Raw genomic sequence first — 12854 nt, forward strand, 5'->3', positions numbered from 1 at the left:
GCTCTCCATCAAAATAATGTCGTATCTTTCCAGATTGCAAAAAAAGGGAGAGGCGCCTGTCGGAAGCCTCTCCACTCTATTGTTAAACTTTTGCAAGAGCTCGGTTGGTAGCCATCTATGCTTACAAAAGTAGACAACCTAATTTAAATTGCTTGCGCGTTCAATAAATGTATGTAATTGCTTCAATGTGACATAGCTAGATCCACCATATGTACCATCACCTTGTCCAATTGTAACACCATTGGAAGCTAAAATTTTAATATATTCATAATCCCAGCTCTTATCACTAACATCTGTAAAATGTACAACTTTATTTGTCATCTTTAAGTTGAATGCCTCAACTAAGACTTTTGCCATTTGTGAGCGAGTAAGTGGTGATCCTGCATTGAATTTACCGTTTGCGTCACCAGTAAATACACCTAAATTATAAAGTGCCGTTGTTGCACCTGCATATTTTGAATCTGATTTGACATCTACAAAAGGCGAGTTTGTATTGGATGTATTGACACCTAAAACTTGTGCTAATTGAAGTGCCACTTCACCACGTGATGCATATACGGTAAAATCAATTGATGCATCTTTTACTTGCTCTGTTGTTTGTTGAACAGCTTCTTCTGTAAATGTCGCAATACGTTTTGCGCCAACATAGCGTGTTGCCCAGTAGGAAGTACTCATGCTTGCCACTGTTACACCTGTGCTTGTACCAGAATGGATAAACTTGTTATTCCCAACATAAATGCCTACATGCGATACACCTCTACCAGATGTATTATAAAATACAAGGTCGCCTACTTGTAAATCGCTTTTTGAAACGGCTGTCCCTTGTGAATACTGTGCTGACGATGTACGGTTAATAGAAATACCTAGTTGGTTAAATACTAAGCGTGTAAATCCTGAACAATCTAAACCACTTGTTGTTGTGCCTCCATATACATATGGAACGCCAATATATTTATAAGCTGTAGCTGTTAATTCTTTTGGTGTTGCTGCCTCTGCGCTGTCTGTTCCAGCTCCTGCAAAAATCATAAACGATGCAAAAACTGGCAATAACCATCTCTTCATGATAAGTATTTGATACTCCCTTCAAATTGTTGGTTCTTTTGCCTACTTCAAGACTAACACAGATTACCATGTAATAATTTTTCACTTTTGTAACAGTTAGATGAAAATCAAAAAGCACTAAATTTCTAGCGAAAGCTAGTAATCTAGCGCTTTTATAAGCGATTTTATAAATTCGCATTACTCAACCGTAATATCTCTGTAATGTTACGCACTATAATTTGGCATATTATTTCGTCGAAAAAAGTTGGATAAAGTAATATTTTCCATTATCGTCTTTTTTTACTGCCACCCCAATATGAGTATAGTTGGGCTTTAAAATATTTTCACGATGTGACTCGGATGCCATCCATGCTACCATGACCTCTTCCGGTTTTATGAAAAAGCGTGCAATATTTTCACCAAAACTTAAAAATTCATAGTCATACAATGTCGCCATGTCCCAAGAATGCCCGTAGTACGGAGATTGATGGTCGAAATAACCGTATTCAAACATATCCTGTACTTTAATGGTTGCAAGTTGGTTTAAATACGGATCTTGTATTAATGAAGAAAGACCGTTTTTCTCACGTTCTTCGTTAACTAAACGAACAATTTCAGTGCCCTGTGCTTCATTTTCTAAAACCGTTGTAATATATCGCTTTCCTAAATAATCATAAGCCACTTCTAACTTGTCCATTTGGGCTTTAAAATCGAGAGCACGTGTTATCAGCACAGCCATTTGGGCACGTGTCACCTGGGCATACGGCTCATATTTCATGTTTGGCTTTCCTGTTATAACACCAACATCCGCCAATGATTCAATATAATGCTTGGCCCAACAACCTTTTTTCGTATCAAGAAATGTCGCCTCATTGCTTTCATCGACCGCGATGCCAAATGCTTGGGCTATCATTTTAGCCATTTGCCCACGTGTGACAAACTTGTCCGGATTCAATTGTTGCCGATGATCAACAACATGTAGCTCCACTAATTTTTGGAACATATCGTACTGAGGGTGTGTCGTTGGCATGTCTTTTGCTTGTAATTGAATCGATCCATCCAGTGGGAGCTTTAGTGCTTTCACAAGCGTTTCAGCAACTTCACCACGTGTTATTGGTTGGTTTGGCTTAAATGTTCCGTCCTCATAAGCATTCATATAACCACTTGCGACCATTTCATGAATCGATGGTGCGGCCCAGTAAGTAGACTTCACATCGACTAACGCATTTCGTTCCGCAAATGACATCGGTGGAACTACGAGTTGCCACATCACTAAAAAAGCAAGAATCCCTATCCATTGTTTGCGCAATTTTTTATCTTCTCCTCTAAGAACAAAAGTGCGAACGCGCATGCCGAAGCCCGAGTATTACATCGGTATCGCGCTTTCGCCTAGACATACAGGCTCTTTTCCACAACCGTTATCCACAATGCGAAATTTTATAATTTCCTTAACAACGATAAAACTCGCCCTTCATTCAAATGAAAGGCGAATTCTATTTCCTATAGTACTACTATTACAATGAGAACAAAAGAACTTTAGAAGAAGAAAGATGAATCGTTTAATTGCTCTTCATAATCCTCTAACATGAAATAGTTTGAGACAAGGCGTTTTTGTTGCGTCGTTAATCGATCATAAGCCGAACGCGCAGACTTCACTTTCGATTCAAAATTACTTGCATTCGGATTAATTTCAGCAATTAATGAACGTACTTGATCTACTGCGCCCGATTCTTTTTGTGCATTTTGCAATATATCATAGTTCGTGACAAGCTTACGGTATGCGGAAGGCAAGGAATTGTATAGTGCTAACGCTTCCTCTACTAGCTTACTATAATCACGAGAAGAAGATGAAATACTACTAATTTTTGAGATGACCTCTTGTACTTTATCGATATTGTTTTTCGCCTCTTGCAACTGTGCAAAGTTTGTCACATACTGCTTTTCACTGCTCGATAGCATATTGTAAGCGGCATAAGCAGCTTGTACACTACCAATATAGTTTGCACTCGATGGCTTCAGTGCTTGAATCATTTTATACACTTCAATCGCCGGCGCAACATTTTGTAGCTTACTCATATTCGGTACCATTTGACGTTGCTCTGCTGTTAATTTATCTAATGCTTTCATTGCCTTATCATAAGCTGATATAAGATTACTAGCAAATTGTAAATTATCGATAGCATCAATAGCAACTAATACATTTTTCACGCCTTTTTCATAGTTTTGTAACTCTTTATAAAGCGTGACAGCTTTCTTCTCGTTCGCTGTTAAAGCATCATAAGCCGCTCTTGCATCTTTAATCGCTTGCATATACTGAGACGGCGATTTAGATGGAATCGCACGAATCAGCTCATCCACTGCTGAACCGCCGCTCACTGTATTTTCAAATGCCAATAAGTCACTATAGTTTGTCACCAATGCTTTGTCTTCATTCGATAATGCATTATATAATTCACGCGCTTTCTTGACATCTTCCCCAAAGGTTTTACTAGATGATTTAATATTGGCGATGGCTTCCATTGTTTGAGCTACTGGATAGATTGTCGAAAGCAACGCGTCACGATTATAGACGAGTTCACGGCTTTCATACGGAATTTTTTCGTATGCTTTCACTGCATCGTTATATTTCTTGACGAAATCTCGTGCATTATTAAATGGACGTATCATCATCGCTTTTAACTCTTCGATTTGATGAATGGCTGCTGTTACAGGTTTTAACGCATTTTCACGCTCTTGTAACGTTTTATAATTTAACACAAGCTTTTGATAAGATGAATTGATGCGTGCCAACTTATCGTACGCTTCGCGAGCCTCCATTAACTTTTGTACGTAATTTTCCACGCCTGGACGTGCGGCATCAATCAGATCCATCACTTCATTGACAGTGACTAACCCTGTTTCTGCCCCTTCGATTTTGTGTAAAATCGGTGCCAGATAGCTTTGTTCTACTGTCGAAAGTCGATCATACTGCAAACGAATCGACGCGACATCCTCTATATAGGTTTTGTCACTTGGTTTTAAGTTATTAATCGCTGTGACAATTTCATATACTTTTAAGTATGGCTTTAAACTACTATCATAGTTGTAAACATATGATTTTTGACGCGATGTTAGCTTATCATATGCTTTGATCGCCGCTTCCACCTTTTTCGCATAACCACTATTCGCTACATCTATACCCCTAATAATGGGGTCATTGATTAAATCGACTACTTTTAACGCTGCTGTACCGTCTTTTTTCAGCGTTTGGAAGTGTTTGTAATTTGTTACTTGCTTTTTCGCATCGGCCGATAAAGAAGCGTAGATTGCTTCAATTGCTTCTGCTTCATTTAAAAATGCTTGACCTGTTAATAAACCAAGCTTATCAATACGATTTACTAACTCATTACCATTCGTAATAGAATCGTTATGTGTTGTCAATGTAGTTTGGTACGTCTTTACTGCATCAGCAATTTTCGGAGCCAACGAAGATGTCCAAGCAGAAGCAACACTTAGCTTATCAAATTCTGCCTGCGCTTTTGTATATGCCTCTTGAAATCCAGCAGCACTTGGTTTTAACGCTTTTATTTGCTCTACAAATGCTAAGTACACTTTAAAATCTTCAATCCGTTTTTGATTTTCATCAGAAATATACGATTTTTGCGTTGCTGTTAGCTTCTCAAATGCCGTAATTGCTGTTTTGGCAGTGGAAGGGAACTTGCTAATATTCTCTGGATCAACCGCCTCAATTTTTTTCGTCGTATCTGCTGGCTGCTTGACTACTTTTTCAAGCTCTGTTAATATTTTTAAGTTTGTAACAAGTCTTTGCTCTTCTTTTGGCAAAACATTATATGCATCGCGCGCTTTTTGGATTAATTTTAGCTGCTCTACTTTATTCGTTTCATTGTTGGCATCCTCAATATTTTGAATAACAGTAGCCGCGCTATCTAATTGAGCTTTTAAAGTTATAACAGATGCAGTTAACTCGTCTTTCAATTTTTGCAACGCTGTCTTATCATCAGCATTTGTTGTAGGTGCTCCTAAAATATCTACAAGCTCCCCTGTTGTTGCCGTTAATGTAGCATGCAACGTAAAAACGTCTGCTTTATAACTCTCCGCTGTAGTTTTTAAGTTATAATAACTACCTGTTACCGTTGCAAAAGGCATTAAATACTTTAGACGAGGGCCACTTGCGACTAGTGATTGTTCACCAACGCTTAACTTGGCATACGATTTATTGAGTGCATCGACTTTCGTTGCAAATGTCTTTTTATTTTCGATAGTGATAGCATCGATTTGATCACTTAGCTTAATTGTCGTTTTGCCGGACTTCTCCCAATCTTGCAACTCTTTGTAGTTATTGACAATTTTCTTTTGATTGGAAGTAAGGGCATCATACGCTTGTCGAGCATTTTCAATATCTGTAGAAGTAACATTAGATGCTGTAGTTAATGCCTCAATCTGATTTTCTACTAATTCAACAGCTGTCACATCTGTACGATATGCTGTCAATTTATCATTATAGCTTGATAATAAATTCTGTAGGTCTGTTGCTAAATCACTAGCGGCTTTTTCCGCTACTTCTAAAGCCGTGCGATATTCATCTGTAGCGTTTGGTTTTAACGCATCGACTAAAACAATGAAGTCTAATCCGTCTTTGTACCCTGTATTTCTGCCATTAGCATCTACTTGATTCGCCACTTTTGTCTCATAATCAAGCACAAGCATTTTTGCACGAACATTGAGCTTTTCATAATCAGCTACAATTTTCCCTACCTTGCTTTTATAATCGACTGCTGTAACAGACTGAATACCCGTAATTAAATCCGCTACTTTATTTGCTGCCGTTAAATCATCATTAGCTTGCTTCATCACAGTTGCTACCGTTCGACCATCGTTTAGCACATGAGAATCAGCAATCTTTTTCTCATTTGGTGTCATTTTTTCAGTGTAGTAACTAGTAGCCTCTTCTACTACTTGTTTAAAAGTAGCAGCAGCTGATGCATCCAGTACATCGTATAAGATAATGTCAGTGATATAGCCGTGGACAATTTCGGTTACAGGCTCTCCAGTAACATTATCTAATATTATATCACCATTAACATCTACTAAGATGACTTCGCCCCCATAAATAAACGCTTCTGGCTTTTTAATATTTTCGATAAATGTCTTTAATGTGGCGATATTTTTTATAAATTCTTTTTCAAAATCTTCAATTGTTGCTAGATAACTTGCCATGCCACCTAATGCTTTTGTTTCAAATGCCCCTCCATACTCTACATTTAAATCATAATCATTCCCTTCATATTTAGTAATAACACTATCCAGTTCTTCACGAATTGTTTTAAAATCTCGTGCAATGGCTGCGTATTCTACTTCTAATCCTGGAACTGTATTAAACAATGTTGGGTGCGTCGTTTTGAGTAGATTGATTTCATTTGTTAAACTATTTGCACGACTTTTTAAGCCTTGCAGTTGTTCTAAAAAATCTAATTTTGCTAATAATAATTCTCGATCATTTTTATATTCTTTCTCCGGTGTATTAGGGTCGTCTGGTAGTAGACTATCAACTAAGTCACGATATGCCTGAAAATTCGCGATTGAGCTTTTTTCATTTAGATTAAAAATTTCTTCTAAACGTAATTTTGTTACATCTAAATCTGCAACCGTATTATAAGGCACAGCCACCGCGCTAGTATCTTCCGTTACAATCGGCGCTAGTTGTTCTCCGTCCATCACTACATCCGTTTCATTGGCACTTACAACTGCTGCTGGTGCCAGAATTAGCCCCGTGAGTACACCTGCTTTTACTGTTTTCTTCATGAAAGTCATCCTTTCTCTATATAAATATCCCATAATTTTCTACATTATTCTAAACCTACTATCGGCAAAATAGTAAGATTCTTTATGCATAAATAAGAAATTGTCCAAAATGACAGATTATTATTTAAAAAAATAAAAAACCACCCTTTCTCAACTAGTGAAAAGAGTAGTTTTATATAGTTTATTCAACGTTTATGATATCAAAGTCTGATTGTGTATAATCCATGGCACGCTTTAAAAATGTTGCAAGTTGTGCACGCTTCACAGAATCACTCGGGCTAAATGTCGTAGCGCTTGTCCCTTTTGTAATATTATACTGTACAAGCGTTTGAATATAACGACGAGTATTTACATCTGCAATACTATTGACATCTGTAAATTTCGTTGTCGTTGTATTGGCTAATTCTAAGTCAAAAGCAAGCACAAGCATTTTCGCTACTTGTGAACGTTTGACAGGGTCATTCGGCTTAAAAGTTTGATCTTTATAACCACCAATAATGCCTTCGTTATATAAAGCTGCAATCGCCCCGTAATATGTACTATTTTTTGGTACATCTGTAAAGCCAGGATCTTTTACATTTTTAGTATCTAAATGGAGCGCATTAGCTATAAACAATGCTAACTCTGCTCGCGTTGCCGCTTCATACGGTGCAAATGTTGTCGCTGTACGCCCTGTAATAATACTTGAATTGTATAATTCCTCGATCGCTGTATAATGGTCTCCTACATTTTTTAAATCAGTGAATGGCACTGCTGCGTTTGCTGGAACCTGTGCCACATATGCTACAGTCGTTGCCGCCAGTGTCGCCGCTAACACATATTTACAATACGGAGATTTCATATCGTTATAGCCTCCTAATTTTTAAAATCTATTCCAATTGTACATGAAAAATACGAAACATGATATAAGTCAACTTAGCTAGAAAAACCCTTACACTGATAGGAAACATTATAAACAAAATGAAAAATACAACCTTTTTCATTATCAAAAATCCTATTTTTCCTTTATTATACTTATATTGACTTCGTTTAATGATAGTTTAATAGAGAGAATTTATGACAACGAAAGGGTGACTTACATGGTATTTCACTATAAGTTTTGGCATCTGTTATTTCATCCATCTTCCCTAACACATATGCTGGAACATGAAGAGGAATACGAAAAAATTCGCGGCTATAAAAAAGCGCTATGGCTGCTATTTTTTACGACGCTTTTATTTTTTGCGATACGGAATTTATGGGGGATGCATACAGAAAGCTTAACGGCCCTTCTTGCAAATGGGCTTGACGACAGATATATGTTTGCCCGCTTAATTTCTTTAGGCGGTGCCGTTTTATGGGCCATTGCCTTCTTTATTTTCCATTACTATGTCCTTACATATGTGTTGCACTTACTCACTGATTTACCTTTTAAATGGATTCAGAAAGTTCAACTGTATGTGATGACCTTTATCGTGCTAGAAAAGGCCATTACGTTCCTCGTATTCGCCATTGTTGGGTTTACGACACCATTCACCTTTTTCTCACTAGCACCGATCACGGCCTATTTCTATCAAGATGAGTATGTACTCTACTTTTTAAATCAACTAACGGTCGCGACAGTCGTAACTATTATCATCCAATACACATTCCTCTCACAATGGGAAGAAGAAAGTAAAAAAATACTGCTAGCAAAGCTGATCTTTGTTCAAATTGGACTAGCATTACTAGTCGGAGCTATTAGTATACTTCCTATTCTCAAATGGATTGAAGGAGGTGTAAGCTAATAATGGCTAAAGCAACAAAATTGAAACTATGGGGAGTCATTACGATTATTTTCGTCGGAATCAATGGCTACCTTTTGCTAAAAAACAACGACGTCATTCCAAAATCGTATTATATCGGTGACATGCAGTATGCCGTTAGTGGTGTGCATACAAAGGAACTCGATAAAGAAGGCATTCTCGCTACAAGCAATGAAATGCGCCTTGCTGCACCCGTGCAAGCGATTGACAAGGTGCTCGTAAAGCGTGGTGATGCTGTCACGATGCAACAAGAGCTTGCTTCCTACAAATCGGATGCAGTTGAGCAAGAACGAAAAAGATTAGAAATCGAACGCAAAGCCTATGAAACCGAATTAACGGAGCTCGAACAAATTTTGTCTGCCCTTGAGCGTGAATCGTCGAGCGCTCGTCCGTCTACCGCAACAGATAGTACAACAATCGGAGACTCGAATATTTGGAATTTAAATCTCTCGCTAGAACTCGGCATCGAACAAAATACACCGACCGCCGAAGGAAAAGCGATGATTCGTCGTCATATCGCGGAAATTGAACGGCAGCTTGACATTACAGATTCCTTGCTCACACAGCTAATTTCATATCAAACTTTAGCAACACCCGTTGATGGTATCGTAGGGGACATTCAGCAAGACGGTGATACAATTACATTCGTTATTTATCCATCAAGTAAAAGTGTCGCCACATACATTGACGAAACGCAATGGCAACGTGTCGAAGCCGGACAACGCGCTGAAATCATCGTTCGCGCTGGGGAAGAAGATGAATCCACGGTGGAAGGCATCGTCACAGAAAAACAAGCGATTCCTGCTAAGGAGTCGATGTGGTATCAAGAACTGTTAAAGTATGAAAAAGTGGACCCTGCTAAAACACTGTACGAAGTTCAAATTCAGCCAACTGATCTACTAGCGGACTATCCATACGGTGAAAAAGTAGCTGTAACGATTACAACGGATGAAGTATTTAGTAGTTTTAAAGTCCACTCTGACTGGATCATTCACTACGAAGTACCTGATATCGGTAATACACATATTTATACACTTGGCTATGATGGTCGAACACGTCTAACACCTGTAGACGTTGCCTTCACTAAGCTCGGTCAAGTCGATGCACCTGTAGAAGAAGTCATTCCTGAAGAGGAAATGCCAGAGGAAAAGATCACCGAAGAAGAAACAGAAAAAGTGCCCGCTATCCAGACCGTAGATTTCGGTACAGAAAAAGAAGAAGACATCGATGAGGAACTATACGACGTGACTGTATTTACAGGGTTACTCGATGAAAATACAATTTTACTCGATGGAACGGCACGTAATATTTATGCCCCTACCTTCCGCCCTTACCCACTCCAAACATATAAATGGGAAAAAGTCGGCGAAGTCACATGGAGAGATATCGTCAAGTTTATCGCGCAACCATAAGTAAAATGGGCTCGCCAGTCGGCAAGCCCGTTTTCTTTTTAATAATAGTAATACGGTACATAGACCGTTTTAGGGTCAAATCTCCCTGGATTATTATACACATCTCGTAGTATCCGATTACCTTTTAACTCTACTGTCATCGTTGTGTAACGAGGCATCGTTTTATCTAATGTTAAAATAACATTTTTCGAATTGTTCGGATCAATGGATGCCTTCGCACTGTAGGATGTCCCTGATGAATCTGTAACAAAGAATGCATCTTCATCTGGTATTGTAATGGCTTGTCCAAATGTTAATACAACCTCACGGGAACTTTTTACAGATAAACTTGGATTCCAATAGCTTTGTCCCGGCGCCACAACTGGCGGTAAACTAATCAATTCGTAATAAGAATCCATTTCTTCAAAGGAGTTTTCCGCACGTAAATCCGTAATATAAAGATAAGGTGTTACTGAGTAACTCCATTGACTTTCAATTTTTAAAATGACTTGCTTTGAATTTGACGGGTTTACTTGTACTTGCCCAAGATTATATCCCCTAATTTCATAATTCTCTAAATTAGAAGCAACTGCCTCATCCACTGGATAATTAAAATCAATTGTAATAATACTTGGATCTTTGATGGAACTATCTGTTAATGACGTCTTTACCGCAACTACTTGTAGTTTATCTCCGTTGAACGAATAGTCCTTGCCACGTGTAAAGGAAACTTCACTATTAGCTAAAGTGCCTCCATACTGCCCCATCAAGTTTTTAAAACTCATCGTTACGTCATATGTTGTATTTTCAATATCAGTATGTTTAAGCAGCTCTCGTAATGGTACCTTCACCATTTGCGGCTTTCCATACACGCTATACACCTTTACATCCTGCTTTTCGATTGGTTGTTTTCGACCGTTTGCGCTATAGGTACCTGAAATAGAAGTTGTCGTATTTTCACTTACGATGACATTTCGATCGAATTCAATAAATAAATACTCTAAATTATTGTCACGTAAGACTTCGGAGTTCATTATTTTTGCACTAGCTGTTTGTGTATCAAAATTATGTGTCACGGAAAATGTCACATCTTCCCACGTTTCTTCATCCGTTACATAGCGATTAGGCGCCGTACTAATTGTCACATCACCAGACAAAGGACTATTAACCGTGACAATATAGGTCTTACTATATCCGTCATGCTCTACACTTTGAACAAAAAAACCTGTTCCTCCAGCTGTCACTAATAAATCACTTGGCGCTAATGACCATAACGTGTGGTTAAATGTGATGCTAAATTTCCTTTCACTCATTTGCTGAACGGCTATTACTTGCAGACTAGAGCTCTCGCCTTTCACAATCTTCGCCGTTAGTACATAAGGCTTTGAGACATTCCCAGATACATCTCGAATCCCATTATATGTAACTGTAATCTCACTACCATCCGGAACTAATTCCCCATTAGCCCTTGCCTTTTCTAGATTATACGTAATTGCGTTGCCCTTAACAGAAGAAGTAATGCCTGTTACGACAGAACCATCCGCTAACTTAAATCGAGCAGTATAATTTCTCACGGGCTCTGTAAACATAACTTTAGAGCGATTTTTACTAATTTGCTCTACAGATTGAATAGCAGGAGGGGTTGTATCGCCGTTAAGATGAATTACTTCATTATAAGTAGACAATTTACGCCCTTGACTTGAATATATATTGAACACACGCAGACGATAACTTGGCTCAATGGTTAAAGAATTAATCGTTAATGTATATGAGCGACCGTCTTTACTGAGCTCACCCCTGCTTAGTAAAACATTTGACTTATTTTCCCCTAATTCATCTACCTTTTCCAGTTTAAAGTATTTCATTAACTCCGTATTTTTACTCATTGTCTCGAGCTCAACTGGTTCACTAAAGTGAATGACAATCTGTCCTTCATTAACACTTTCAACATTCATGATTTTCAATGTATCCACTATATATTCCACTTTATATGTATAGCTTACACCATTGATTTCAAATGTAGCATCTACCTTTGTATTTTCCGGAAGTGGTTCATCTAATTGAACTCGATATGTTTTACCATTTGATAACGTGACGTCTAAATCCGTTTCAGATAAGACATTTACTGCTGTGACCGTCGCTTTTCCGCTTGTTTTATCTGGCGATTTTACATTTAAAATGCCATATAGCAAGCCTGCAAACTCACCACGTGTCGCTTTAGATTTCGGACGAAAATGGTCATCGGTTGATATATCATAATAGTCTAATACATTAATCGAACGTTGCGCCTCTGCTGTTGCTTTTTCAATATCTAAATATTCTTGCATATACATTTGAGTTTCTACATAACGAATATAATCATAATTATCTAGCATTGATTTCGCTCTTACTAACACAATCGCTAATTGTTCTAATGTCATACTATTGTTAGCATTTAAATAACCATTCGCTCCTACAAAAATACGATTGTCATAAACAACTGCTGCATATTTTAATAGTTCTTCATCCGAACTTGAAGTTAAATCGCGAAAACGCATTTTACTGTTATAATCAGTTGGTACTCGATACCCCTTTGATGTTAAGTATTTCCCTAATAATTTAATAACATCTGATCTTGTTAATGTCTTATTAGGCTTATATGTACGATCTGGATACCCTTTTACAATCCCTTTAGATACAAGACTATAAATTTCATTTTCATATTTATAACCCTTTATATCCGTAAAATGTGCCGCATTAGCAACTGGAGCTACTGCTGTCGTTGCAATTGTTAAAGCCATAACAGTTGAAAGCATTTGATAGGAACGGTTTTTTCGATTCATCCAATTTCCTCCTC

7 protein-coding genes are annotated in these 12854 nt (G+C 37.9%); 2 read left to right on the plus strand and 5 right to left on the minus strand.

Annotated features, from left to right (window positions below; genetic code table 11):
- Positions 1 to 138: 138 nt before the first annotated feature.
- The 4 genes from AAGS61_RS03585 to AAGS61_RS03600 all read right to left on the minus strand — a co-directional run bounded on the left by AAGS61_RS03585 (position 139) and on the right by AAGS61_RS03600 (position 7684).
- Positions 139 to 1065: an NlpC/P60 family protein gene (locus AAGS61_RS03585; protein ID WP_391368316.1), complete on the minus strand. Its 927-nt coding sequence runs from the start codon at positions 1063 to 1065 to the stop codon at positions 139 to 141.
- A gap of 223 nt (positions 1066 to 1288) precedes the next feature.
- Positions 1289 to 2350: an S-layer homology domain-containing protein gene (locus AAGS61_RS03590; RefSeq protein WP_391367437.1), complete on the minus strand. Its 1062-nt coding sequence runs from the start codon at positions 2348 to 2350 to the stop codon at positions 1289 to 1291.
- Between the two features lie 227 nt (positions 2351 to 2577).
- On the minus strand, positions 2578 to 6843 hold the full coding sequence (locus tag AAGS61_RS03595) for a hypothetical protein (protein WP_391367440.1): 4266 nt from the start codon (positions 6841 to 6843) through the stop codon (positions 2578 to 2580).
- Between the two features lie 181 nt (positions 6844 to 7024).
- Entirely contained in the window at positions 7025 to 7684 is a 660-nt protein-coding gene (locus AAGS61_RS03600; RefSeq protein WP_391367443.1) for an S-layer homology domain-containing protein, read from the minus strand.
- Positions 7685 to 7922: 238 nt separating this feature from the next.
- Between AAGS61_RS03600 and AAGS61_RS03605 the strand changes: the two genes are divergently transcribed.
- Both AAGS61_RS03605 and AAGS61_RS03610 read left to right on the plus strand, forming a co-directional pair.
- Positions 7923 to 8609: an amino acid transporter gene (locus AAGS61_RS03605; protein ID WP_391367446.1), complete on the plus strand. Its 687-nt coding sequence runs from the start codon at positions 7923 to 7925 to the stop codon at positions 8607 to 8609.
- Between the two features lie 2 nt (positions 8610 to 8611).
- On the plus strand, positions 8612 to 10039 hold the full coding sequence (locus tag AAGS61_RS03610) for an HlyD family secretion protein (RefSeq protein ID WP_391367449.1): 1428 nt from the start codon (positions 8612 to 8614) through the stop codon (positions 10037 to 10039).
- Between the two features lie 38 nt (positions 10040 to 10077).
- Here the strand turns inward: AAGS61_RS03610 and AAGS61_RS03615 are convergent, their stop codons facing one another.
- On the minus strand, positions 10078 to 12840 hold the full coding sequence (locus tag AAGS61_RS03615; protein WP_391367451.1) for an S-layer homology domain-containing protein: 2763 nt from the start codon (positions 12838 to 12840) through the stop codon (positions 10078 to 10080).
- Positions 12841 to 12854 lie beyond the last annotated feature (14 nt).

Origin of the sequence: Lysinibacillus sp. KU-BSD001 (assembly GCF_042920265.1) — a bacterium.
In the GTDB taxonomy this organism is placed as follows: Bacteria; Bacillota; Bacilli; order Bacillales_A; family Planococcaceae; genus Lysinibacillus_B.